At 40.8% G+C, this 23,668-nt stretch carries 25 protein-coding genes; 12 read left to right on the forward strand and 13 right to left on the reverse strand.

The genetic code is table 11. The features are described from left to right. Entirely contained in the window at positions 1-444 is a 444-nt protein-coding gene (locus tag ACNSN3_RS14110) for a TerB family tellurite resistance protein (RefSeq protein WP_036980539.1), read from the reverse strand. 95 nt (positions 445-539) lie between these two features. Here ACNSN3_RS14110 and ACNSN3_RS14115 point away from each other — a divergent pair, with 95 nt between their 5' ends. Next, a complete protein-coding gene (locus ACNSN3_RS14115) occupies positions 540-920 on the forward strand; it encodes a hypothetical protein (RefSeq protein WP_418607811.1) in 381 nt (126 codons plus the stop codon). 67 nt (positions 921-987) lie between these two features. Here the strand turns inward: ACNSN3_RS14115 and ACNSN3_RS14120 are convergent, their stop codons facing one another. From ACNSN3_RS14120 to fabR, 6 genes are all read right to left on the reverse strand, one after another. Continuing rightward, positions 988-1,584, reverse strand: a complete 597-nt coding sequence (locus ACNSN3_RS14120; RefSeq protein WP_008114191.1) for a hypothetical protein — start codon at positions 1,582-1,584, stop codon at positions 988-990. 136 nt (positions 1,585-1,720) lie between these two features. After that, entirely contained in the window at positions 1,721-2,320 is a 600-nt protein-coding gene (gene leuD, locus ACNSN3_RS14125; protein ID WP_054202815.1) for a 3-isopropylmalate dehydratase small subunit, read from the reverse strand. Beyond that, positions 2,320-3,720, reverse strand: coding sequence for a 3-isopropylmalate dehydratase large subunit (gene leuC / locus ACNSN3_RS14130; RefSeq protein ID WP_138621521.1), 1,401 nt, complete (start codon positions 3,718-3,720; stop codon positions 2,320-2,322). Before leuC ends, leuD begins: the two co-directional genes overlap by 1 nt. 56 nt (positions 3,721-3,776) lie before the next feature. Then, a complete protein-coding gene (gene leuB, locus ACNSN3_RS14135) occupies positions 3,777-4,853 on the reverse strand; it encodes a 3-isopropylmalate dehydrogenase (RefSeq protein WP_054202813.1) in 1,077 nt (358 codons plus the stop codon). Then, entirely contained in the window at positions 4,850-6,403 is a 1,554-nt protein-coding gene (leuA, locus tag ACNSN3_RS14140) for a 2-isopropylmalate synthase (protein WP_010392352.1), read from the reverse strand. The genes leuB and leuA overlap by 4 nt, the downstream gene beginning before the upstream one ends. A 396-nt stretch (positions 6,404-6,799) precedes the next feature. Continuing rightward, complete coding sequence (gene fabR, locus ACNSN3_RS14145) at positions 6,800-7,417, reverse strand: HTH-type transcriptional repressor FabR (RefSeq protein ID WP_008114202.1); 618 nt, start codon at positions 7,415-7,417, stop codon at positions 6,800-6,802. Positions 7,418-7,547: 130 nt separating this feature from the next. On the opposite strand from fabR, the gene ACNSN3_RS14150 reads away from it, so the two are divergent. Both ACNSN3_RS14150 and sthA read left to right on the forward strand, forming a co-directional pair. Then, complete coding sequence (locus ACNSN3_RS14150; RefSeq protein ID WP_054202812.1) at positions 7,548-8,681, forward strand: acyl-CoA desaturase; 1,134 nt, start codon at positions 7,548-7,550, stop codon at positions 8,679-8,681. Between the two features lie 13 nt (positions 8,682-8,694). After that, positions 8,695-10,125: a Si-specific NAD(P)(+) transhydrogenase gene (gene sthA / locus ACNSN3_RS14155; RefSeq protein WP_041709585.1), complete on the forward strand. Its 1,431-nt coding sequence runs from the start codon at positions 8,695-8,697 to the stop codon at positions 10,123-10,125. Positions 10,126-10,194: 69 nt separating this feature from the next. Here the strand turns inward: sthA and hemE are convergent, their stop codons facing one another. After that, the gene (gene hemE, locus ACNSN3_RS14160; RefSeq protein ID WP_418607815.1) at positions 10,195-11,259 is read right to left on the reverse strand and encodes a uroporphyrinogen decarboxylase; all 1,065 of its coding nucleotides are present in this window, start codon (positions 11,257-11,259) and stop codon (positions 10,195-10,197) included. 504 nt (positions 11,260-11,763) lie between these two features. Here hemE and ACNSN3_RS14165 point away from each other — a divergent pair. Continuing rightward, positions 11,764-12,234: an Rsd/AlgQ family anti-sigma factor gene (locus ACNSN3_RS14165; RefSeq protein ID WP_010392345.1), complete on the forward strand. Its 471-nt coding sequence runs from the start codon at positions 11,764-11,766 to the stop codon at positions 12,232-12,234. Positions 12,235-12,294: 60 nt separating this feature from the next. On the opposite strand, the gene fkpA is transcribed toward ACNSN3_RS14165, so the two are convergent. Then, positions 12,295-13,047: an FKBP-type peptidyl-prolyl cis-trans isomerase gene (gene fkpA, locus ACNSN3_RS14170; RefSeq protein WP_021033142.1), complete on the reverse strand. Its 753-nt coding sequence runs from the start codon at positions 13,045-13,047 to the stop codon at positions 12,295-12,297. 195 nt (positions 13,048-13,242) lie between these two features. Between fkpA and ACNSN3_RS14175 the strand changes: the two genes are divergently transcribed. Together ACNSN3_RS14175 and ACNSN3_RS14180 are read left to right on the forward strand one after the other, a co-directional pair. After that, positions 13,243-14,241, forward strand: a complete 999-nt coding sequence (locus ACNSN3_RS14175; RefSeq protein WP_418607818.1) for a WD40 repeat domain-containing protein — start codon at positions 13,243-13,245, stop codon at positions 14,239-14,241. Then, on the forward strand, positions 14,228-14,443 hold the full coding sequence (locus tag ACNSN3_RS14180) for a SlyX family protein (protein ID WP_010392339.1): 216 nt from the start codon (positions 14,228-14,230) through the stop codon (positions 14,441-14,443). Before ACNSN3_RS14175 ends, ACNSN3_RS14180 begins: the two co-directional genes overlap by 14 nt. Before the next feature lie 17 nt (positions 14,444-14,460). Here the strand turns inward: ACNSN3_RS14180 and ACNSN3_RS14185 are convergent, their stop codons facing one another. Further along, the gene (locus tag ACNSN3_RS14185; RefSeq protein WP_008114218.1) at positions 14,461-14,664 is read right to left on the reverse strand and encodes a YheV family putative zinc ribbon protein; all 204 of its coding nucleotides are present in this window, start codon (positions 14,662-14,664) and stop codon (positions 14,461-14,463) included. 132 nt (positions 14,665-14,796) lie between these two features. On the opposite strand from ACNSN3_RS14185, the gene ACNSN3_RS14190 reads away from it, so the two are divergent. Next, positions 14,797-16,716: an ATP-binding cassette domain-containing protein gene (locus ACNSN3_RS14190; protein WP_418607819.1), complete on the forward strand. Its 1,920-nt coding sequence runs from the start codon at positions 14,797-14,799 to the stop codon at positions 16,714-16,716. Then, positions 16,703-17,119, forward strand: coding sequence for a TIGR02444 family protein (locus ACNSN3_RS14195; RefSeq protein ID WP_418607820.1), 417 nt, complete (start codon positions 16,703-16,705; stop codon positions 17,117-17,119). The genes ACNSN3_RS14190 and ACNSN3_RS14195 overlap by 14 nt, the downstream gene beginning before the upstream one ends. A 97-nt stretch (positions 17,120-17,216) precedes the next feature. Here the strand turns inward: ACNSN3_RS14195 and ACNSN3_RS14200 are convergent, their stop codons facing one another. Next, the gene (locus tag ACNSN3_RS14200) at positions 17,217-17,438 is read right to left on the reverse strand and encodes a helix-turn-helix transcriptional regulator (protein WP_010392331.1); all 222 of its coding nucleotides are present in this window, start codon (positions 17,436-17,438) and stop codon (positions 17,217-17,219) included. Next, positions 17,431-17,931: a hypothetical protein gene (locus tag ACNSN3_RS14205; RefSeq protein WP_010392329.1), complete on the reverse strand. Its 501-nt coding sequence runs from the start codon at positions 17,929-17,931 to the stop codon at positions 17,431-17,433. The genes ACNSN3_RS14200 and ACNSN3_RS14205 overlap by 8 nt, the downstream gene beginning before the upstream one ends. 588 nt (positions 17,932-18,519) lie before the next feature. Here ACNSN3_RS14205 and ACNSN3_RS14210 point away from each other — a divergent pair. From ACNSN3_RS14210 to ACNSN3_RS14225, 4 genes are all read left to right on the forward strand, one after another. Then, complete coding sequence (locus tag ACNSN3_RS14210; RefSeq protein WP_075170821.1) at positions 18,520-19,506, forward strand: hydrolase; 987 nt, start codon at positions 18,520-18,522, stop codon at positions 19,504-19,506. Positions 19,507-19,508: 2 nt separating this feature from the next. Then, on the forward strand, positions 19,509-19,754 hold the full coding sequence (locus ACNSN3_RS14215; RefSeq protein ID WP_008114225.1) for a YheU family protein: 246 nt from the start codon (positions 19,509-19,511) through the stop codon (positions 19,752-19,754). A gap of 59 nt (positions 19,755-19,813) precedes the next feature. After that, positions 19,814-21,004 (forward strand): dipeptidase, encoded by a 1,191-nt coding sequence (locus ACNSN3_RS14220; RefSeq protein WP_193051264.1) that lies wholly within the window; start codon positions 19,814-19,816, stop codon positions 21,002-21,004. Between the two features lie 175 nt (positions 21,005-21,179). Then, positions 21,180-22,091: a hypothetical protein gene (locus ACNSN3_RS14225; protein ID WP_418607824.1), complete on the forward strand. Its 912-nt coding sequence runs from the start codon at positions 21,180-21,182 to the stop codon at positions 22,089-22,091. A gap of 257 nt (positions 22,092-22,348) precedes the next feature. Here ACNSN3_RS14225 and tuf read toward each other — a convergent pair whose 3' ends face one another. Beyond that, complete coding sequence (gene tuf / locus ACNSN3_RS14230; RefSeq protein ID WP_109875886.1) at positions 22,349-23,533, reverse strand: elongation factor Tu; 1,185 nt, start codon at positions 23,531-23,533, stop codon at positions 22,349-22,351. Positions 23,534-23,668: the final 135 nt, after the last annotated feature.

Raw genomic sequence — 23,668 nt, forward strand, 5'->3', positions numbered from 1 at the left:
CTACAACTTTGTTGCTGCAAGCTTTGCAGCAATAAAGTCTTCATGGGTAACGTACAATAGGTTTGCAACACGACGAATAACGTATTCTTCTTGTGGATCAAGTTCACCATCTGAGTATGCTAATCGCCAGAGTAGTTCAACTATTTCAATGCGCTGCTTTGCACTGCATTGATTATTAATTTGCTTTGAAAATTGAAAATAATCAATGGCGTCATCTAAGCTCGAACTTGCCTGCTCAGTTAGCTCATCGACTGCTTCATCAGTTAAATCAAAATACTTTTTTAATGTCAGACTTAGCGTATGCTGCTCATCTGCCTGTAAATCGTTATCCGCTCGCATTACCTCAATTAATAACGCGGCAACCGCTGTTTTTAAATCATGTTGTTCAATATCATAATCTTGCTGATCAATACTCGAAAAAAGCTGTTTAATTTGCTTGAACATCACATTTCCCCTTTTTGGGTGTTAGACTTATATCATAACGGGTGTAATAGATATGCTGATCACACTACCCAAAATCAAGATGGAGTTAAAGGTTTATGAGCAGAAAAGCAAATCATTATATATATGGAAGTATTAGCTGGGTATTTTTAACAGCGTGTTCGAATGTGTCGGCAGAGCAAACTGAAATGCAGCGACTCTATGACTTTGATGAAAAGGTGCATTACAAGCAAACTCAAATAGACACTAACAATTACCACTTAGAAATACAGTCTGATGACTACCCACATTTTAGAAACCAAAGTGTGTTTTTATTGCGCCACGCAAACCGTTTATGTCGCGATAACCCTTTCATGTTAAAAATAACTGAAGGCGTGCAAGAGTATGAGCGCTTTCCAACTAAACCACGCGCTTATCAGCCACCACTGAGTGTATTTGTGCAGTGTGAAATGCCTGCAGAAAAAACCTCAAAGAAATAACATCTCATTATGTTTCCATAAAACCACTGAGCATTAAAACAGCCAGTGGTTTTAATATAAAAACAGATTAGTTAACACCATATCCCCACGGTGCAGCCGGTGGTGTGATAGGCTTAGTTAAATCAAAATCCACGCGAAATTCGCGACCTTGGCGAATAAGTCGGTAAGTGAACTTTTCAGGGTAAATATACATTTGCCATGTATTGCCAACCGATTGTGGTATGCCTTGGCTAACAAATAACTCTTTTGAATACTGATCAGCAGGGAATGACTGCATGTTAGCAAAACCCGCATCCAAAGTATGACCACCATACATAGTTGATACATCATCAGTACCATCTTTATGGCGGTGATCGTGCTTTAAGCTCAACCCACTGCCTGTTTTAGTAATGATCCACGTACGTGAGGCGTCATCACCCACATGAAACGGCACTTGTAGCTCACGTTCATTACACTTACGCACATGCATAACTAATTTTTTATCGGCAAATGAACTCGGCCCTGTGGCATTATCAACCGTTACTTTACCTTCAAAAGCTTTACCACAATGGGCAGCAATATTATCAAAAAAGCCATCATGGCTTGGAATTGATACTAAAGGCGCTGGGCGTGCTATTGCAGCGGTTGATGCAAGCATTAGTGCTGCAGCTGTTAATAATTTCATAATGTATCCCTAAACATGTAAAAAATTAGCTTAGCGTTTAAACAAACACAAAGACAGTAATCACGATGAACAGCATCTGACAGCAATAAAAAACGCGGCTTATGCCGCGTTTCATTATTTAATAACTTTTAAGCCACTATTGCCAAGGACGCTCAGCGGCAAGCTTTGCTTCAAACGCATCAATTTGCGGGTTTAAGGTCTCGGTTACACCGATAAAGTCTAAGCCACTTAATAAACGCTCTTTCACGTCTTTGCGAATATCAAAGCTGATTGGCGCAAATTTATTGCTGCGCAATTGCTGGTTTTCTAAATCCACATCAATGTGAATATCGTCATGCTGCTCACTTAACACAAATAAGTCTTCTAATATTTGCGCTGGCAATGCAATAGCAAGCATTTGGTTATTGCCACAGTTATTAAAGAAAATATCAGCAAAGCTTTCAGCTAAAATTACTTCAAACCCATATTGCTTTAATGCCCATGGTGCGTGTTCACGTGATGAACCACAACCAAAGTTATCGCGCGTTAACAATATTTGTGCGCCTTGGTAACAAGGACGATTTAAAATAAATTCAGGGTTTGCCTCACCATTATCTAAATAACGCCAATCGTAAAACAAGGCCGCATCAAAGCCGTCACGGCTAGTTGAAGTTAAAAACTGCTTAGGAATAATTTGGTCGGTATCGACATTGTTTTTATCTAGTGGGGCCATTAAGCCGCTAAAATAAGTACTCATTAGGCTTCTCCTCTAATATCAACAAAGTGGCCATGTATTGCTGCCGCTGCCGCCATTGCTGGGCTCACTAAGTGTGTACGCCCACCTCGCCCTTGGCGTCCTTCAAAATTACGGTTAGATGTAGATGCACAGCGTTTACCTGCACCTAAACGGTCGTCATTCATTGCTAAACACATAGAACAACCTGGCTCACGCCATTCAAATCCTGCAGCTTTAAATATGTCGGCAAGGCCTTCGTCTTCTGCTTGTTGTTTAACCAAGCCTGAGCCCGGAACAATTAATGCTTCAATGCCAGCAACCACTTGCTTGCCTTCAACAATTTTTGCAGCGGCGCGTAAATCTTCAATGCGGCTGTTGGTACATGAGCCAATAAATACTGTATCTACTTTGGCAGTTGATAACTTATCGCCCGCTTTTAAACCCATGTATTTAAGTGCACTACGAATGGCATCAGCTTTAATTAAATCAGTTTCTTTGTCTGGATCTGGAATACATTCGTCAACGCCAATCACTTGCTCTGGGTTAGTCCCCCAGGTGATCTGTGGTTGAATATTAGCAGCATCTAGCTCTACCTCTAAGTCAAAGGTTGCGCCATCATCAGTTTTTAAAGTTTCCCAGTAGGCAACAGCGGCGTCAAAATCAGCGCCTTTTGGTGCAAACGGGCGGCCTTTTAAGTACTCGTAAGTGATTTTATCTGGGGCAATTAAACCTGCCTTGGCACCCATTTCAATACTCATGTTACACAACGTCATGCGCGCTTCCATCGAAAGCGCCTCTATGCCTTCGCCACAAAATTCAGCCACATAACCCGTACCACCAGCAGTGCCTAGTTTACCTATAACCGCCATAATTAAATCTTTAGCAGTTACTGTTGGGCGTAACACACCGTTAATTTGAATTTTTAACGACTTAGCCTTTTTTTGCTGTAGCGTTTGCGTAGCTAATACGTGCTCAACTTCTGAGGTTCCAATACCATGGGCAAGCGCTCCAAACGCGCCGTGGGTTGAGGTATGACTATCGCCGCATACTATGGTGGTGCCTGGCAAAGTGATCCCTTGCTCTGGGCCAATCACATGTACTATACCTTGATTTACTGAATTTAAGTCGTACAGCAAAATACCAAATTCTTTACAGTTTGCATCCAGTGCCATTAGTTGATTTTTAGAGACTTCGCTGGCTGCATCTAATGAACGGCTTTTAGTTGAAACATTATGATCCATGGTCGCAATGGTTTTTTCTGGACAGCGCACTTTACGATTTTTTTCACGTAAACCTGCAAATGCTTGTGGCGACGTCACTTCGTGTACTAAATGACGGTCAATATAAAGTAAATCGGTTTGCTCGTTGATGCTGGCAACCGTGTGTGCTTGCCAAATTTTATTGTATAAAGTTTGAGCCACTTGCTAACTCCCTGATCTGATTGAGCCACAGCCTAACGGTGCTGTGGCTTTAATAATTAAATGCGTGAAACGATAGCCGCTGCAACATCGGTGGTGGTATAGCCGCCCTGCGGATAAATATCAGGCGTCCCCACACCCGCTTCAACCGCCTCTGCAACTGCTTTTTCAATGGTGCGAGCCGCTTCATCTTGTCCTAATGAATAACGTAACATTAATGCGGCACTTAAAATTTGTGCAATAGGGTTAGCGACCCCTTTTCCGGCGATATCGGGCGCTGAGCCACCCGCGGGTTCATACAAGCCAAAGCCTGATTGATTTAAGCTAGCCGAAGGTAATAGCCCCATGGAGCCGGTGATCATCGCGCATTCGTCCGATAAAATGTCGCCAAATAAGTTATCGCACAGTAATACATCAAACTGGCTAGGCTGTTTAACTAGCTGCATCGCTGCATTATCTACATAAATATAATCTAAGCTCACCTCAGGAAACTCTTTACTCACTTCAGTGACTACTTCACGCCAAAGTACACTTGATGCTAAAACATTGGCTTTATCAACCGAGGTTACATGATTGCTGCGCAATTTAGCGGCCTCAAAAGCAAAACGTGCAATACGCTCAATTTCTTTACGCGAGTATGTTTGGGTGTCAAATGCCGCTTCTTCAGCACCTTCGCCACTGCGACCTTTTTCACCAAAATAAATACCGCCGGTTAGCTCACGCACACACAAAATATCAAAGCCTTTTTCACTAATATCAGCACGAAGTGGTGATGCTGCGCTTAATGCGGGTAACAATTGAGCAGGACGTAAGTTACAAAACAAACCAAAGTGCTTTCGTAGTGGTAACAATGACGCGCGCTCTGGTTGATCATTCGGTGGTAAATGCTCCCACTTAGGGCCACCCACGGAGCCAAATAAAATAGCATCGGCGTTTTCACAGGCTTTTAAAGTTGTATCAGGAAGTGCTTTGCCAAATTCATCAATGGCTGCGCCGCCAATCGCGTGATGCTCACGGTTCAGAGTAAAACCAAATTTATCACTGACTGCGTCAAGTACTTGCTCTGCAGCTGCCATAACTTCTGGGCCAATACCGTCGCCTGCTAATACGGCAACGCTGTAATGTGTTTTACTCATCCTGCTTTCCTTTGTTGTTTTAAATCAGACACTTTTTGTGCTCGATAAATTAAGTTATAAACCCGAACCATAGCCCGTACTGAGGCTTCGACCACATCGGCCGCAATACCAGCACCGTGATAGGGACGACCATCATATTTAGCAATAATATTCACTTGCCCCAATGAGCTAGCGCCTTGGCCGGTGGCCTCTAAATTGTATTCAATCATTTCAACACTCATACCTGTTAAGCGCTCAATAGCAGCAAACGAAGCTTCAACTGGACCATTACCTGTTGCGGCTTCTTGTTTTGCTTCGCCATCAATCAGCAAGCCTATGGTTGAGCTGGCCACCGATTGTGAATTAGACGCAGAGTTAACAAACTCTAACTGGTACTTTTCGTCTTTGTCGTTAATTTGATTAAAGTAAATCATGGCCTCTAGGTCGTAGTCGTATACTGTGCCTTTTTGATCAGCCAGCGCAACGAAACTTTGGTATAAGCTATCCATGTCGTAATCTGATTTTTGATAGCCTAATTCTTCTAAGCGGTGCTCTATAACATGACGGCCTGAGCGTGAGGTCATGTTTAATTGATTACTTGGTACACCAACACTTTCTGGTGACATAATTTCATACGTGTTTTGCGCTTTTAATACACCGTCTTGATGAATACCTGAGCTGTGAGCAAAGGCATTTTCGCCAACAATCGCTTTATTTGGCTGTACCGGCATATTACAAATTTTGGCCACTTGACGAGAGGCGCGATAAATTTCTTCGCTTTTTATGTCGGTATATACGTTTAAGTGGTCTTTACGCATTTTCATGATCATTGCCACTTCTTCAAGTGAACAGTTCCCCGCACGCTCACCTATACCATTAATGGTGCATTCAATTTGGCGTGCACCGGCTTGCACTGCGGCCACGGAGTTGGCAACGGCTAAACCTAAATCGTTGTGGCAATGCACACTTAAACGCGCTTTATCTATATTTGGCACGTTATTCATTAAATGACGGATCATTGCTGCGTATTCATCTGGAGTTACAAAACCGACTGTATCTGGCAAATTAATTGTTGATGCACCGGCGTTAATTGCTTGCTCAACAATTTTGCATAAATCCCAATGCGGTGTACGCCCAGCATCTTCACACGAAAACTCAACATCATCGGTATAGTTACGCGCTAATTTAATAGATTTAACAGCCATTGCAGTGGCATCATCAAGACTCATACGCAACTTGTGTTCAAGATGAAGCGGGCTGGTGGCAATAAAAGTATGAATACGGCTTTGCTGTGCAGCGCGCAGCGCATCGCCACAGGCCTCGATATCTTTGGCAACCGAGCGAGCTAAGCCACAAATAATAGGGCCTTTAACCTCGGTGGCAATACGTTGCACTGAGCGAAAGTCAGCTGGGCTCGACACCGGAAACCCCACTTCCATTACATCCACATTTAAGCGGCTAATGGTATGCGCCAGTTGAACTTTATCGTCTTCTGTTAGGCTTGCTTTTAGTGCCTGCTCACCATCACGTAAGGTGGTATCAAAAATCCATACTTTATCTTGCTGTTGCATAACTGCCCCTCAATTCCTGTATTACCCAAATTTCGATTTATCCCTGCAGCGAGATAAAAAAAACCCCGCGGTTGCGGGGTTTTTAATGTTTAACTCAATGCAAACACACTAATCCCCGCTCACTTGCCACAGCAGTAAGAGGTTTAGGTTTAGTGTAATTAAGCGAATAGTTTGCATCTGTTTTCTTGTGTGTGTGTCCAATGAGGCTTATTTTTATCATTGCAACGCAGTTGGCGCAAGCATAAAAATACCAAACAAATAATTAAAGGGGACTTTCTGGGGATTTAAAATTCAAAAAAAAATGGATAGCAGAATAAAATATCCAACTTAAACCTAGAGCAGGTTTAAATTAATAAGCGCTGTAAAATACAGCGCTTATTTTAACTTTTTTAATATTTATTCTTTATTTTCAGCACGTACGTAATTTGACGCGCCGCGCGTAATATAACGTAACTGCCATATAACTCGCTCAATCAGTTCATCGCGTTGCTGACCTTCAATATCGAGCGCTTCAGCGCCTGCATTAAATACCAAAGTAACCATGGCTTCTGCCTGAATATACGCATGAATAGCATCGCAGGGGGTTTCACTTTCTAAATAATGTGCGAGTTCTAAAATAAAGTGTTTTACTTCACGTGCCACTGCTGCTCTAAATGCTTTTGAGGTACCTGAGCGTTCACGCAGCAAAAGTCTAAACTGATTGCTTGAGTTATCAATAAACTCCATAAAAGTAACCACAGAGGTGTTGATGACACTGCCACCACTGGCTATTCGTCTGCGTGCTTGACGCATCAGCTGGCGCAGGGTTAAACCCGCTTCATCAACCATGGTTAAGCCCAACTCGTTCATATCTTTAAAGTGACGATAAAAAGAGGTAGGCGCAATACCAGCTTCGCGTGCTACTTCACGCAAGCTTAAATTAGAAAAGCTATGATCAGCACTAAGTTGATTAAATGCAGCTTCAATTAATGCTTGTCGTGTTTTTTGTTTCTGTTGTGCTCTAACACCCGACATCAACAGCTCCCTGAGTGAATTTGTAATAAATTTTTAATTAAAAAAATAGCTAATAGTACAGTCTAATACTTGACGGCAGCAGATTGAAATATTATTTTAGCGTACAGTTGTACGCTGAGAAATGAGAAACATGAAAAAACCACCGATTATATGGACCAACGTCCTTTTCTTTAGCCTGACGTTTTTGGCTGCTATTACACTTGTACCTTGGTATGGGTTTAACTATGGCTTTACAGGCACGCAGTGGGTTGCTTTTGTAGCTTGCATGTTTTTTGCGGGATTATCGATCACCGCGGGCTACCATCGTTTATGGGCGCACAAAACTTACAACGCTCACCCTGTGGTTGAATTTATTTTTGCCCTTGGTGGTGCCTTTGCGCTACAAAACAGTGCATTGCATTGGAGTAGCGATCATCGAATTCACCATGGTCAGGTTGATGACCCAGTTAAAGACCCTTATGCCGCCACAAATGGCTTTTGGTATAGCCACATTGGTTGGATGCTACGTGACTACCAAGGCGACAGCTACGATGATTACAGTAACTGTCGTGATTTACAGCGAAATAAAATTGTTATGTGGCAGCACAAGCATTACTTAAAATTGGTAATTGCCATGAATGTTGGTTTACCGCTAGTACTCGGCTTAATGCTTGGTGATGTATGGGGCATGTTACTGTTAGCTGGCTTATTGCGTTTAGTGCTGAGTCAGCACTTTACCTTTTTTATTAACTCAGTAGCACACATTTGGGGTTCACGCCCTTACACTGAAAAAAATACCGCGAGAGACAATGGCTTTTTAGCACTATTTACCTACGGTGAGGGTTATCATAACTTCCATCATATTTTTGCCAGCGATTACCGCAATGGCATTAAATGGTTTCATTACGACCCAACAAAATGGATGATCCGCTCACTCGCTGCCATTGGTTTAGCGAGTAAATTAAAGCGTACACCGGTTGAGCGCATTGAAAAAGCTAAAGCAGAAACCTTAATGAGCAAAACACAAGGTCGCCTTGCAAAATTGCCTTTAGCGCAAGATAAGCTTACATTATTACAACAAGAGTACGATTTGTTGCTTAAAAAGCTGCAAAATTATTGCTCATTACAAAAACAAGTGTTGGAAGCTAAAAAAAATAATATGGCAAAGCAGTGTGAAAAGTCGGCATTAATGGCACAATATCACGAGCTTGAAGCCGCCTGGGAAACACAAAAACAGGCATGGCTAGCACTTAATGCGAGGTTATTAAAAGCCTCTTTTAGTTAAAATAGGAGTGGCTGTGGCCAAACAACCAGAAAAGAAAAAAGTACCCGTGAGCTACCAATATGATGCAATCATTATTGGCACGGGTCCTGGCGGTGAAGGGACCGCTATGAACCTCTCTAAAAGTAACAAAAAAGTAGCGGTTATTGAACGCCAAACTGCTGTTGGTGGTGGTTGTGTTCACTGGGGAACCATTCCTTCAAAGGCACTTCGCCATTCGGTTAGTCGCTATATTGAATACAAAGCAAACCCTTTGTTTAACGTAGGTGAGCGCCCGGTAAGACTTACCTTTCCAGATATTTTACGCCATGCCAGCTCGGTAATTTCAAAGCAATCAAACTTACGCAGCAGCTTTTACGATCGTAACCGCATTCATATGTTTCAAGGCGATGCTAGCTTTGTTGATAAGCACACTATTGAAATTAGACGTAATGACGGTTCAACTGAACGCCTAACTGCACAAACTATTGTTATTGCTACCGGCTCACGCCCTTATCGCCCACCAGGTGTTGATTTCACCCATTCGCGTATTTATGAAAGTGACACAATTTTAGGCCTTGAACACGATCCTCATCGCGTACTTATATACGGCGCGGGTGTAATTGGCTGTGAATACGCATCTATCTTTAAAGGGCTAGGTGCAAAGGTTGATTTAGTAAATACTCGCGATCGCCTACTTGCGTTTATGGATGCTGAAATATCTGATGCGCTTAGCTATCACTTTTGGAATAGTGGCATTGTTATTCGTCATAACGAAGAATTTGATCGCATTGAAACCCGCGATGACTGTGTTGTTATGCATTTAAAATCAGGTAAACGTGTAAAGGCTGACTGCATTTTATTTGCCAATGGCCGTACTGGTAATACCGATACACTGAATTTAGAAGCGATTGGCTTAAAAGCAGATAGCCGCGGACAAGTAAAAGTAAACGAAACCTACCAAACAGAAATAGACAATGTATACGCAGTAGGCGATGTTATTGGCTACCCAAGCCTTGCTAGTGCGGCATTTGACCAAGGCCGGATTGCCGCAGATGCCATCGCTTCTGGTAACTGCGATGAAAAGCTGATTATTGATATTCCAGCCGGTATTTATACTATTCCTGAAATGAGTTCTGTTGGTAAAACAGAGCAGCAATTAACTGCCGCAAAGGTACCGTATGAAGTGGGGCGTGCGCAATTTAAACACTTAGCCCGTGCGCAAATTGCAGGTACCGATGTGGGTAGTTTAAAAATATTGTTCCATACAGAAACCAAAGAAGTACTTGGCGTGCATTGCTTTGGTGAGCGTGCTTCTGAGATTGTTCACATTGGCCAAGCTATAATGGAACAAAAAAATGGTGGCAATACCATCGACTACTTTGTAAATACTACGTTTAACTACCCAACAATGGCAGAAGCTTATCGAGTTGCGGCATTAAATGGTTTAAACCGCTTGTTTAAGTAAAAACTTAAGTAAAATAGTTTGCACAAAAAAGCCCGCTAATTAGCGGGCTTTTTATTGCTAGTTCACAACTTACTTATGATATTGTGCACTTAGCTCATGCACAGCGTTAATAAATACACCCGCATTTTCTGGATCAACATCAGGTGTAATACCATGACCTAAGTTAAATACATGACCATTGCCAGTGCCAAAGTCTTCTAAAATAGTGCCGACTTCTTGGCGAATACGATCTGGCGTGCCGTGTAGCATTGAAGGATCCATATTGCCTTGTAGTGCCACTTTATCGCCAACACGACGTTTGGCATCACCAATATTAATAGTCCAATCTAGGCCTACTGCATCACAACCTGTTGCTGCAATTGCCTCAATCCATTGGCCACCATTTTTAGTGAATAAAGTAACCGGTACTTTACGGCCATCATTTTCGCGAATTAAACCATCAACGATTTTATGCATATACTGCAGTGAAAACTCATTGTAGTCACGCGGGCTCAATACACCGCCCCACGAATCAAATATCATCAGCGATTGTGCACCCGCTTTAACTTGCGCGTTTAAGTAATCAATCACTGAATCAGCTAGCTTATCAAGCAATAAATGCAGTGTTTGTGGCTCAGCAAACGCCATTTTTTTGATTTTACCAAAAACCTTACTGCTTCCGCCTTCAACCATATAAGTTGCAAGTGTCCAAGGTGAACCCGAGAAACCAATTAATGGCACTTCACCTTTAAGCTCACGACGAATAGCGCTTACAGCATTCATTACGTAGCCAAGCTCATCGGTAGGATCAAGTTTTGGAATTTTTTTAACATCGGCTAATGATGAGATTGGGCGTTCAAACTTAGGGCCTTCACCTGTTTCAAAGTACAAACCTAATCCCATTGCATCGGGAATAGTTAAAATATCACTAAATAAAATAGCGGCATCTAACGGGTAACGGCGCAGAGGCTGTAAAGTTACTTCACAGGCTAACTCAGCATTTCTACACAGGCTCATAAAATCGCCCGCTTGTGCACGTGTAGCACGGTATTCAGGTAAATAACGTCCAGCTTGACGCATCATCCATACTGGCGTGACATCAACAGGTTGCTTGGCAAGGGCACGTAAATAACGGTCGTTTTTTAATTCGCTCATAGCGTATAGAGTCCTAGGGCTTTTAGAAATTGTGCAAGATTGTACCACCATATTTGCGGCCCCTCTATCGCTAAGCGATTAAATCGCCTTAGAGTAGCGCTAGATCAAGTAATTTTTAGTTTTCATTTTATTTTGTATATAAAACAACCAAGCAAACGTTAATAATAAAAACTTTTCATTAAACTATTTGCAACATTTAAAAAAGCTTGGTATTGTTACTCCCGCGTTAACAAAACAATAACAAAAATTGTTAATACAAAAATAATAAAAATCTCTAATAAAAATAAGAATGCTTGTTTAAACAAGTCTAATAAAGAAATTAAACCACCGTAACAGGTGGTTTTTTCTTGCCTGAAATAAATTACTTACAACTTATACCTTAAACAAAACCCTCTGTGGTACTACATCTATTTTACTTGTTGATATACACGCCAATTAAATATATCTTGGATGATAGAAACTTTATTACCAATTAAAAATCCAACCCAGCTTAGGAGAAGAATTATGCTGAAGCGTGTAGAAAAAGCTCAACAAAAGTGGGGGGGTAGCCATACGGTCATCGACAATTGGTTAAACGAACGCCAAGAGCTGATTGTGCTTTATTGTAAAATTGCAGGCTTTTCACCTTACGAGAAAAAAGATCAATCTTTGCCTGAACCATCACAAATTCAAGCATTTTGCCAAATCTTAATGGATTACCTATCGGCCGGCCACTTTGAAGTGTACGACGATATTGCTAAAGCTTGCGAAAAGAAAGGCTTAGAAAGCCAACAACTAGCAAATACTATATACCCACGTATTTCAGATACCACTGACATTGCTCTAGATTTCAATGACAAATACGCTGAAGTAGACGCAGAAGATTTGTTAGTAGGATTTGATAATGACCTATCGGTTATTGGTGAAGCACTCGAAGCGCGCTTTGCACTTGAAGATGAGTTAATTGATAACTTATATTCTAACCACACTGACTAATTAGTTATTCAGTGCAATAAAAAAGGGACCTAAGGTCCCTTTTTTGTTTTATATAAATACTTATTCTGCAGCGGCAGCTTCTGCATCATTTTGAATTTCTAATAATTCAACTTCAAAAATAAGTGTTGAATTAGCAGGAATTTTACCTAAATCACGATCACCGTAAGCAAGATCTGAAGGAATGGTAAATTTGTACTTAGAACCAACAGTCATAAGTTGTAAACCTTCAGTCCAACCAGGAATAACACGGTTTAGTGGAAAAGTTGTTGGCTCGTTGCGTGAGTAAGAGCTATCAAATTCAGTACCGTCTAAAAGAGTACCTTTATAATGCACTTTAACTACGTCAGTCGCTACTGGCTTAGCGCCTTCGCCTTCGCTCATTACTTCGTACTGTAAACCAGACTCAGTAACCATTACGCCTTCTTTTTTAGCATTTTCAGTTAGGTATTTTTCACCCTCAACTTTGCTTTTTTCAGACTCTACTTTTGCTTTTTCTTCTTGTTTAGTACGCACTGACTCATCTAATGCTGTTAATACTTCACGAATTTTCTCTTCGTCAATTTTAGCATTACCAGCAAGTGCATCTTCAAAGCCACGCATTAATAATGCTTGATCTAATTCGATACCAATCTCTTTTTTATCTGCTAGGTCTTTATTTAAAAAGTTACCTACAGATGCACCAATACCGTATGCTTGTTGTTGCGCTACAGTATCTAGCTTAACGTCTGCTTGCTCTTTTTTTGCTTCTTGATTACAAGCTGTAAGCGCTAAAACTGACGCTGCAATCAATGACAATTTAATCGTCTTTCTCATTTTAAATCTCCGACACACTTTGCAGTTGTCATTTATTGTAATATTACTAGTTAAAGATTAACGGCCTACATGGTAGGCTGCTTGTTTAATAGCTAAACTAAAAACATATCCAGTGATTAGACAAACAACCTAGGCGTTTTTCGCAACCTAGTCTAACCTCTCAGTCACGAAGAGTTAAGAGGAAATACCTGTAATATGTCGTTATTTCGTACTTTTTTAGTTGCTACCTGCTGTTTATTAACAATTGCATGTAGTGATGAAAAACAACAAGCAGTGGCTAGTTTTGAGCACACAGCACAAGGTGCTTTCTCATCCGCACTATCGCATGATGGTCAATACAGCTTAGTGTCTTCTATCAATCATGGGGCCGCCCTTTGGGATAATCAACAGCAAGCGCTTAAATACCAATGGTTTCAACAACAGGCTGAAGATAGCTTAGTTTATGCCGTAGCCATTGCTTTTGATAATAGCGTGGCTGTTACCGCCGAAAAAACCACCTTTGCCGTTTGGGATATAGCCTCAGGCAAAAATAAAGGCTTTTACAAAATACAAAAAGCCAGCATCCGCGATATTGCCATTAGTAACCAAGGCAACAGTGTTATTTACGGGCGCAGCGATGGCGTTGTGGTATTTATAAACCTTAACACTGGCAGACGCATTGAATTTTTAGGCCACCAAGATAAAGTAAACACCGTAGACCTATCACCTAATGGGCGCTATGCATTGAGCGGCTCAAACGATTATGTGGCCTACTTATGGGATACCCAAAGTGGACAAGTTATCCATCGCTTTAATCACCCAACCCGAGTAACCCAAGTCGCTTTAGATCCTCAAGGACGTTATGCTTTTACCGCCGACAGTATGGCACAAGCAAATGTATGGAAGCTGACTACAGGTGACCTTGTTAGTAAACTAAAGTATATTGCGCGTCAGAAAATTTTTACTGCGGTGCGCTTTAACGACCAAGGCACTTTATTAGCAACCGGTTCACCCAACAAACGAGTGGATTTATGGCAGCTAAACAGTGGTGAAAAAATTCAAACATGGCAAGTGACCCCAAGAGAAGGCAGTAAGCCAAAATCGGCAGTGGTACTTGATGTGACATTTACAGATAACGGTAAATCATTGTTAACTGAAAGCTCAAGCGGAATCGCTGAGCGCTTTATTATACGAGAACCAAATGAACACAATTGAACATCGGTTAATGGAGCTTGAGGCTAAAGTGGCTTTTCAAGACGAAACGATTGAAATTTTAAATGATGAAATAAAAGTTCACCAGCAACAGATGGCAAAAATAAAGCGCCAAACCGAGTTGCTGGCTGAAAAACTTAAAGAGTCGCAGTCATCACAGCCTATGATGTCGAATATGCCAGAGCCACCGCCGCCGCATTATTAAGCAGCACTAACAAGGCACTAATCGCCTGGATTAAACACGCCAATGATCTGTTCAAATTGGCGTGTTGATGCCTGCACAGCCTGCTCTGGTTGAGCCATTTTATGGCCACACTGCATACATTCAACTTTTTCTACGTCGTGCTCTTTGTAAAGCATTAACATATCCATGGTTTTACACTCAGGACACGTTGCTCCAGCAATAAATCGTTTTTTATGTTTCACTTCGCTTTTCCTACCATTTTGACTGACGTTATTTTATCGCAATATTTGCCTACTTGATACGATTGATATGGCTAATAAGATCCGTGTTATAATGGCGGCAATTCAATCAAGGCACAGTAAAGTAACGTATTTATGATCCAAATCTCAGAAATAGAACTGCTTCGCGGTGGCAAAGCTTTATTAAAAAATGCATCGGCTACATTATTTCCAGAGCACAAAGTAGGCCTTGTTGGTGCCAATGGCTGTGGTAAGTCAACGCTATTTAGTTTATTAAAGTCTGAGCTTTCGTTAGATGGCGGTAATTACAGTATTCCTAAAGATTGGTCACTGGCCTCGGTAAAGCAAGAAACCCCCGCCCTTGAAATAAGCGCCATAGATTACGTACTGCAAGGCCACCCTGAATATTATGCGCTACGAATTGCGCTGCGTGAAGCCGAGCAAAATAACGATGGCGACACTCAAGCTAAAGTGCATATTCAGCTTGAAAACATTAAAGGCTATAGCATAGAAGCCAAGGCAGGTGAGCTGTTACATGGTTTAGGCTTTGCTAATAATCAAATAGAAAACCCGGTTAGTGCATTTTCGGGTGGTTGGCGCATGCGCTTAAACTTAGCCCAAGCGCTTATTCGCGATGCCGACTTACTATTACTGGATGAGCCAACAAACCACCTAGATTTAGATGCCGTGTATTGGCTCGAGCGTTTTTTACGTGCCTACACCGGCACGCTAGTACTTATTTCTCATGATCGTGAGTTTTTAGATGCTGTGGTTGATCAAATTTGGCATATAGATAAACAACTTATTAATGTGTACAAAGGTAACTACTCGCAGTTTGAACGCCAAAAAGCTGAGCGCCTATTGCAGCAGCAAGCCATGTTTGAAAAACAACAAGAACAAATAGCGCATCTTGAGCAGTTCATTACCCGCTTTAAAGCCAAAGCTAGTAAAGCCAAACAGGCACAAAGCCGTGTTAAAGCGCTAGAGCGAATGGAAAAACTTGCCCCAGCACACGTTGACTCGCCATTTGATTTTGAATTTGCCGAGCCAACCGCTCTGCCTAACCCGTTAATGACACTCGACAAAGCCAAAGCCGGTTATGGCGATGTCACCATTTTAAACAGTATTAAGCTGAACTTAGTACCAGGCAGCCGTATTGCACTACTTGGCAGAAATGGCGCAGGTAAATCAACACTGATTAAATTACTATCAGGTGACTTACAACCTCAAGCAGGTGAAGTGTTTCAGCATCAAGGCTTAAACATTGGCTACTTTGCGCAGCATCAACTGGAGTCTCTAGATTTAAAAGCCAGTGCCGTCACCCACCTGCAACGCTTAAACCCAAAAGCCAGCGAACAATCATTGCGTGACTTTTTAGGCGGTTTTGCCTTTGTAGGCGATAAAGCACTCGACCCTGTAGCACCGTTTTCAGGCGGTGAAAAAGCCCGTTTAGTACTGGCTATGTTGGTTTATCAAAAACCAAATTTACTACTACTCGATGAGCCAACCAACCACCTTGATTTAGAAATGCGCCACGCTTTAGTTATGGCATTACAAGGCTTTGAAGGCGCTATGGTCACGGTATCGCATGACCGTCATATGCTTAAAAATACCGCCGATGAATTTTATTTAGTTGATAATGGCGAGGTCACCCAATTTGGCTACGACCTAGATGCATATTATCAGTGGCTGCTTAATGCTAATAAAGAAGCCGCTAAAAACGACACCTACGAAGAGCCAAAAGCCCATTCACAAGTTAACCGTAAAGAGCAAAAGCGCTTAGAAGCCGAGTTTAGAAAAGCGATTCAGCCGCTGAAAAAGCAAATTGAAAAACTTGAAAAGCAATTAGATAAATTTGCTGCAGAACTAGCTGACGTTGAAGAGGCGCTAGGCGATAACACTCTCTATAACGACGAAAATAAAGGCAAGCTTAAAGAGTTAATTACTAAACAAGCCACACTCACGCCTAAACTTAACGATGTTGAAGAAGAGCTACTTATGGCCCTTGAAGAAATGGAACAAAAAGAGCAGGCATTCGCCGATGCACTTGCTTAACAGCAATGATTTTTGGCAGTTTGCATGTAACCTTTACAGCAAAGGTGACATGCAAACGCGCCTGTTGGATTATCAAAACCAGCTAGGTAAAAACGTCAACCTATGCTTGTTGCTGTATTACTTAGATTCTCTCAATCTAGCTATTAACCAAACACAGCTAAGCAAGCTTGAACAATCAATTAGTGAGTTTGATAAGCAGGCATTGAAGCCACTACGAGCCACACGTGCCTATTTAAAAGCCAATAAAACCGAGGTTACAGATTACGCCGCAATTCGAAAAGCACTTCTCGGTGCCGAGCTAAAATTAGAAAAGCAGCAACAGAAAATATTGATTGATGAAGTTAATAGTATGAATTTAACACCTTGTGCAACGCCCAATAACAGCGATAAATATTTGACATAATTTTTCACTATTCATTTCATCAGATCATAAAGCCATTTATATTATGAATATTAGCTCTTATATACATGGTTACTTTGGTTTACTTTTATACACCAAGCTATATATCTTTAGTTTTGTATTGAAATACCTCTTCTAAAGGTAAGTTAAAAACTAAAGAAATTTTAAAAGCCACCTCTAAAGTGGGTGAATATTTATTTGCCTCAATTGCCATTACCGTTTGCCGCGTTACGCCAATAGCATCTGCTAACTGCTTTTGCGTCATTTCATCGCGTAAAAAGCGTAATGTTCGAATAGAGTTAGTTATTGCATACTCACTCATAGATATCACCCGTTCTGCCTTTATAAAGCTGCGCTATGTAATTGACTATTTCGGCAATCAAAAAAGCGCCTACCATGATATGCATTGGTAAATATGGAATATTATATTCGATAGCTGGGCCCCAGTTATTAGCTTCAATTTGATATTGAAAAATAGCAACACAAATTCCCGCCTGTAAGATTATGGCCTTGTATTTATAACCCACTAAATTTATTTGCTTTTCTCTCACATCAGGTGGCTGATTTAATTCATTATCACTGATAAATGTAAGTAATAAATAGCTCAATACTATAAGTATCACAGAATAAATTAACACCTGTAGCAATAAGCCAGATAACCAAGAAACAGAACTAAGCTGCTGCGTACTCGCATTCATTAGGCTGTTTACATAAAAGTAAGATATGTACACGCTTACTAGTAAATCGATACTCAGCGTCAGTTCTCTAAAACTTATGCTTTGTAAAAGTTCTTTAAAGTGCTCTGAACGAGTCATATAAAGCTAACTCCAAGTAAAATATTTTTGACTTTTAAACTATGAGTTCACTTTTTAGCCATGTCAAATATATTTAACACCAGGTTTATTTTATTTAACCTAAAACAAAGCAACGGTTATTCAAAGCTGAACTTTGCTGACCATCTTTATTATAAAAGTGATTAAAAAATCGCAGATAATTTACTAAAAAGTGCAAAATCGACTTAACTTTATTGATCAAAATCAACATCTGCATTGCCCATTTTATAATCTGTAAAATAGCTTGATCTGGATCATATCAAGTACCACTGAGCCAGCCTATGATTACCCCATAGACATCAGGAGGCAATTATGGACGTATTCTTTAGAGATTTTTTTAGCGACCCAGTACTATTTTTATCATTTGGATTTTTAGGCGTCGTTATTAGTTTATGCCTCTTCTTTGTGTATTTTTTCATGAAAAAAGTACACGATGCAGATATTAAAGAACAGCATTAAGCACGACGCACAAAGCGCCTTATTAGTTTACTGATTAGGCGCTTTTTATTTTTAAATATAAAAAATTTGCTACACTAGCGCTTCGTTAATTGCAAAGTGCGTAGTACAGACATGATCCCTAAGTTCAAACCCGCATGGTGGATGACCAACCGACACGTTCAAACCATAATACCGCGTTTTTTCCGCCCTTTTCATCATACTCGCTACGAACTTGCGCAACTTGATACGCCCGACGGAGACTTTATTGAGCTTGCTTGGTCACTCCCGCATAACGAAAAAGCACCACTCGCAGTGGTACTTCATGGACTTGAAGGCAATATCAACAGTTTTTATGCCAAAGGCATGATGAAGGCATTAAAAAAGCAAGGCTTTGCTGTCGTATTGATGCACTTTAGAAACTGCTCAACCGAAGTAAACCGCTTACCAAGAGCCTACCATAGTGGCGACACCGCCGATTTAGCTTTTTTTATAAATCATTTAAAACAACAGTTTCCAAATCGCCCTATTGTAGCGGTGGGTTTTTCATTGGGTGGTAATGTACTGGCTAAGTATTTAGGCGAAGAAAACATTCACTGCCCGCTTAACGCAGCTGCCGTGATATCTGCGCCCTATGATTTATCATCATCTAGTGATGTTATTCGTAAAAGCTTAGGTAAAATTTATCAAAAATATTTGCTCGATCGAATGAAAAAGTCGATGCAACGTAAATTACCGCAAATTAAACAGCAGATACCGATCACTACTGATCAATTAATGGAAATTGACGATTTATTAGAGTTCGATAACCAGCTTACAGCACCGTTGCATGGCTTTGAGAATGCACACGATTACTACAAAAAAGCCAGTGCGATGCCATATTTAAAAGATATTGCGACACCTACACTAATTATTCATGCCAAAGACGACCCTATGCTGTCGATTAAAGCGGTTCCAAGTAGTCAGGATGTAAGTGAGCATGTTACGCTGCGTATCTCTGAAAAAGGCGGCCACGTTGGCTTTATTAGCGGTAACAATCCACTTAAGCCCGTGTATTGGTTAGAGCAAGTAGTGCCTGACTATTTTAAGCAATGTGTATTTAATAACACCGATAAAGAGTGACTATGATTATTCCTTTTGAACAACTTGATAAAGACACACTGTACAACCTAATTGAAAGCTATGTACTGCGTGAAGGCACAGATTATGGCGAACAAGAATTCAGTATTGAAAGTAAAGTGGCGCAAGTAAATCAGCAATTAAAAAGCGGTGAAGCCATGGTTTTTTTCTCTGAACTGCACGAATCGGTCACCATAATCTCTAAAAGTGAATTCAAAGCACTGCAAAGTGAAGCGCAATTCGACGAGTAAACTTGTCAGACACGGCGTAAAAATAGACAATGGTTTTTTAACTCAAAGAGCCATTATAAATGATAAAACTAAGCTCACTAGTTGCTGCAATGTCGATTGCATTAACCGGCGCAGTCAGCGCTGAAATAACCCCTTCAGATAAAGCAATTAAGCTTGCTCACGATACCATTTTAATCGACACTCACATTGATGTACCTTACCGCATTCATGATAAATGGGCGGATGTAACTAAAGCCACTGATGGCGGCGATTTTGATTACCCTCGTGCAGTAAAAGGCGGTTTAAACGCGCCATTTATGTCGATTTATATTCCTGCTCATTTAGAGTTTGAAGGCAAAGGAAAAAGCTTTCAATTAGCGAATCAATTAATTGATGGTATGGAAGCGATTGCGTTTCGTGCTCCAGATAAGTTTGCCATTGCCAGCTCAACAAGCGATATAGAAGCACAATTTGCGCAAGGTAAAATGTCGATTGCCATGGGTATGGAAAACGGATCGCCTATCGAGGGCGAAATGAAAAACCTACAACACTTTTTTGATCGTGGCGTGCGTTACATCACCCTAGCTCACTCGCAAAGCAATCATATTTCTGACTCATCATACGATATTCGTCGCAAGTGGAAAGGCTTAAGCCCATTCGGTAAAGAGCTAGTAAAAGAGATGAATAACATCGGCATGCTGATTGATGTATCGCATATTTCGGACGATGCATTTTATCAAGTAATGGAATTGTCTAACACACCCGTTATTGCGTCACACTCTTCACTACGTAAATACACGCCGGGTTTTGAGCGTAATATGAATGACGACATGCTGTTAGCCCTTAAAAAGAACGGTGGTGTGATTCAAATTAACTTTGGTTCAAGTTTTGTTACTTCAAAAGCCGGAAGTTGGTACGATCAATTCAAAAGTAAAAAACAAACAATTACTGAAGAAGGCAAAAAAGTAGCTAAAGATTTTGATGCGATGTACCGCGCTAAAAATCCATTTCCATTTGCTAGCCTTGAGCAAGTTCTTGATCATATTGATCACGTTGTGAAGCTAATTGGTATCGAACATGTTGGTATTGGCTCTGATTATGACGGTGTAGGTGACTCACTGCCTATCGGCTTAAAGGATGTATCTAGCTACCCTAACCTAGTTCAAGGTTTGATGGACAGAGGTTACAGTGATACCGATATTAAAAAGATTTTAAGCGGCAATACACTAAGAGTGTGGAAGCAAGCTGAGCAATACGCAAAATCGCATTAAGCTTTACGCGCTAGGCTTAGGTCTAGCGCTTATAGCCAATTTAAACACCGTATTTCGCCACTCACGCCCCCCCCTTCTTAATTAACCCGTATATTTCATCCTCATTTAACACATTTTTTAACAGACTTATATTTCGAAAACAGATAAATTACCCATTTTAGAGGCAGATTATTTTATGACTATAAACAAAGGAACTATTGCGATTACTATAGCAACACTTGCCTTGGTAATTTCATGCTACGGAACATTTTTTAAAGATCAGCCCAGTTCGCTTAATAAACCCAAGCAGCAACAGCTAAGCCCCACAGTTTCTATTAGTACTCCTGCAGAATATCAGCAATCAAATGAAGCCTTAATTGACGAACTAAGCAAGAAAGTAAGTTCGCTACAACGTAAAGTAGCAAACTTAACACTGCACGCTAATGGCTCTTATCAAGAACAAGATACCGACGAATTTAAGGAACTTGTTCTTGACGTACTAGAGGAAAAACAGCAGCAAGAAGATGAAAAACGACGTGAGCAAAATCCTCTTTATAGCTTTTATGCAGACTTACCAGAAGACTATGATTTAAGGATCAAATCAGAACCTGATTATGCAAAACAAATAAACTCTCAATTAAGAGAGCAAACTTTAGATCCAAGCATCTCTGATTTAAATAGGTTAGCTGCACTGAGCCAACTGCAAATGAATATGTATATTCTAAATAAATCTACTATGCCTGAGTATGACTATGAAGTAGTAGGTAACATTTTAAATTTAGCGAACAACAGTAGTGATGAAAAGTTTAAAATTCAAGCTGTTGAGTTATCAACTCAAACACCGGTACTTGATTACCGCCTTGCAGAGCAATTTACAAACTTGTTAGAGCAAGACACGAATGATTATATCCGTCGCTTAGCTGCACAAGGGCTGATGGCGCAATACTACCAAGCTCAAAATAAACAAGATGGTTATACGAAGCAAATGGCGCAGCATCTACTTTCAGTTTATAACAATAGCTCTGACAATGCAGTCAGGGCAACGCTTGACGAAATGATGGGTAACCAAGATATGCTTGATGAATTACGTAAGAATGCTGGTTACTAACTGATTAAGTTCATGCTCCCACTCTGTTACAGCGATAACATTAATACTTTTACTTCAAACATTAAAAAACCCGAGACTAAGCTCGGGTTTTTTTAATGCTTAATGCATTACAACAGTTGATTACTCAGCGATAGTTAATACAAAGCACCGATGCCTAAGGTAAGAGAGCCACCTTCACATTACATAAATTACAGGCATTAAAAAACCCGAGGCTAAGCTCGGGTTTTTTTTAATGCTTAATGCATTACAACAGTTGATTACTCAACGATAGTTGCAACAACACCAGCACCTACAGTACGGCCACCTTCACGGATAGCGAAACGAAGACCTTCGTCCATCGCGATTGGCGCGATTAGAGTTACTGTCATCTTAACGTTATCACCAGGCATTACCATTTCTACGCCTTCTGGTAACTGTACGTCACCTGTTACGTCAGTTGTACGGAAGTAGAACTGTGGACGGTAACCTTTGAAGAATGGAGTATGACGACCACCTTCATCTTTAGAAAGTACGTATACTTCTGAAGTGAATGTTGTATGTGGGTTGATTGAACCAGGCTTAGCTAGTACTTGACCACGTTCAACGTCTTCACGCTTAGTACCACGTAGAAGTGCACCAATGTTCTCACCAGCACGACCTTCGTCAAGAAGCTTACGGAACATCTCAACACCAGTACAAGTAGACTTAGTAGTCTCTTTGATACCAACGATTTCAACTTCGTCATTCACGTTGATGATACCAGCTTCAACACGGCCAGTTACAACAGTACCACGACCTTGGATTGAGAAAACGTCTTCGATAGGCATGATGAATGGCTTATCGATGTCACGCTCTGGCTCTGGAATGTAAGAATCTAGTGCTTCTGCAAGCTCTACGATTTTAGCTTCCCATTGCTCTTCGCCTTCAAGTGCTTTAAGTGCAGAACCTTGAATTAGTGGTAAGTCATCACCTGGGAAGTCGTATTCAGAAAGAAGTTCACGAACTTCCATTTCTACTAGCTCAAGTAGCTCTTCATCATCAACCATGTCACATTTGTTCATGAACACAACGATGTAAGGAACGCCAACTTGGCGAGAAAGTAGGATGTGCTCACGAGTTTGTGGCATAGGACCGTCAGTCGCAGCAACTACTAAGATAGCGCCGTCCATTTGAGCAGCACCAGTGATCATGTTTTTAACATAATCGGCGTGTCCAGGACAATCTACGTGTGCGTAGTGACGAGTAGGCGTATCGTACTCAACGTGTGAAGTTGAGATTGTGATACCACGCTCGCGCTCTTCTGGAGCGTTATCGATTGATGCGAAATCTTTAGCAACACCGCCGTATACTTTTGCAAGTACGTTAGTGATTGCTGCAGTTAGTGTAGTTTTACCGTGGTCAACGTGGCCGATTGTACCAACGTTTACGTGCGGTTTTACGCGTTCAAACTTTTCTTTTGCCATGACGGAACCTATCAGTTTTGTGTATCTAGATTACATATGAAAATAATCCACCATAGGTAGATTAAGTTAATTTTTTCAAATTTCAAATAGTTTTTTCTGACAGATAAAGGAAGTGTTTAAGGAGATTCGATTGAC

The organism is Pseudoalteromonas sp. US3C1004, from assembly GCF_048401065.1.
Taxonomy (GTDB): domain Bacteria; phylum Pseudomonadota; class Gammaproteobacteria; order Enterobacterales; family Alteromonadaceae; genus Pseudoalteromonas; species Pseudoalteromonas undina.

Excerpts from the sequence above, each read along its gene's own strand:
- hemE (WP_418607815.1), bottom strand. The coding sequence starts at position 11,259 with ATGAGCGAATTAAAAAACGACCGTTATTTACGTGCCCTTGCCAAGCAA.
- leuA (WP_010392352.1), bottom strand. The coding sequence starts at position 6,403 with ATGCAACAGCAAGATAAAGTATGGATTTTTGATACCACCTTACGTGAT.
- ACNSN3_RS14180 (WP_010392339.1), top strand. The coding sequence starts at position 14,228 with ATGAACACAATTGAACATCGGTTAATGGAGCTTGAGGCTAAAGTGGCT.
- ACNSN3_RS14210 (WP_075170821.1), top strand. The coding sequence starts at position 18,520 with ATGATCCCTAAGTTCAAACCCGCATGGTGGATGACCAACCGACACGTT.
- leuB (WP_054202813.1), bottom strand. The coding sequence starts at position 4,853 with ATGAGTAAAACACATTACAGCGTTGCCGTATTAGCAGGCGACGGTATT.
- tuf (WP_109875886.1), bottom strand. The coding sequence starts at position 23,533 with ATGGCAAAAGAAAAGTTTGAACGCGTAAAACCGCACGTAAACGTTGGT.
- ACNSN3_RS14225 (WP_418607824.1), top strand. The coding sequence starts at position 21,180 with ATGACTATAAACAAAGGAACTATTGCGATTACTATAGCAACACTTGCC.
- ACNSN3_RS14220 (WP_193051264.1), top strand. The coding sequence starts at position 19,814 with ATGATAAAACTAAGCTCACTAGTTGCTGCAATGTCGATTGCATTAACC.
- ACNSN3_RS14110 (WP_036980539.1), bottom strand. The coding sequence starts at position 444 with ATGTTCAAGCAAATTAAACAGCTTTTTTCGAGTATTGATCAGCAAGAT.
- ACNSN3_RS14115 (WP_418607811.1), top strand. The coding sequence starts at position 540 with ATGAGCAGAAAAGCAAATCATTATATATATGGAAGTATTAGCTGGGTA.
- ACNSN3_RS14150 (WP_054202812.1), top strand. The coding sequence starts at position 7,548 with ATGAAAAAACCACCGATTATATGGACCAACGTCCTTTTCTTTAGCCTG.
- ACNSN3_RS14190 (WP_418607819.1), top strand. The coding sequence starts at position 14,797 with ATGATCCAAATCTCAGAAATAGAACTGCTTCGCGGTGGCAAAGCTTTA.
- ACNSN3_RS14205 (WP_010392329.1), bottom strand. The coding sequence starts at position 17,931 with ATGACTCGTTCAGAGCACTTTAAAGAACTTTTACAAAGCATAAGTTTT.
- ACNSN3_RS14215 (WP_008114225.1), top strand. The coding sequence starts at position 19,509 with ATGATTATTCCTTTTGAACAACTTGATAAAGACACACTGTACAACCTA.
- ACNSN3_RS14120 (WP_008114191.1), bottom strand. The coding sequence starts at position 1,584 with ATGAAATTATTAACAGCTGCAGCACTAATGCTTGCATCAACCGCTGCA.
- ACNSN3_RS14200 (WP_010392331.1), bottom strand. The coding sequence starts at position 17,438 with ATGAGTGAGTATGCAATAACTAACTCTATTCGAACATTACGCTTTTTA.
- ACNSN3_RS14195 (WP_418607820.1), top strand. The coding sequence starts at position 16,703 with ATGCACTTGCTTAACAGCAATGATTTTTGGCAGTTTGCATGTAACCTT.
- ACNSN3_RS14165 (WP_010392345.1), top strand. The coding sequence starts at position 11,764 with ATGCTGAAGCGTGTAGAAAAAGCTCAACAAAAGTGGGGGGGTAGCCAT.
- leuD (WP_054202815.1), bottom strand. The coding sequence starts at position 2,320 with ATGAGTACTTATTTTAGCGGCTTAATGGCCCCACTAGATAAAAACAAT.
- fkpA (WP_021033142.1), bottom strand. The coding sequence starts at position 13,047 with ATGAGAAAGACGATTAAATTGTCATTGATTGCAGCGTCAGTTTTAGCG.
- fabR (WP_008114202.1), bottom strand. The coding sequence starts at position 7,417 with ATGTCGGGTGTTAGAGCACAACAGAAACAAAAAACACGACAAGCATTA.
- ACNSN3_RS14175 (WP_418607818.1), top strand. The coding sequence starts at position 13,243 with ATGTCGTTATTTCGTACTTTTTTAGTTGCTACCTGCTGTTTATTAACA.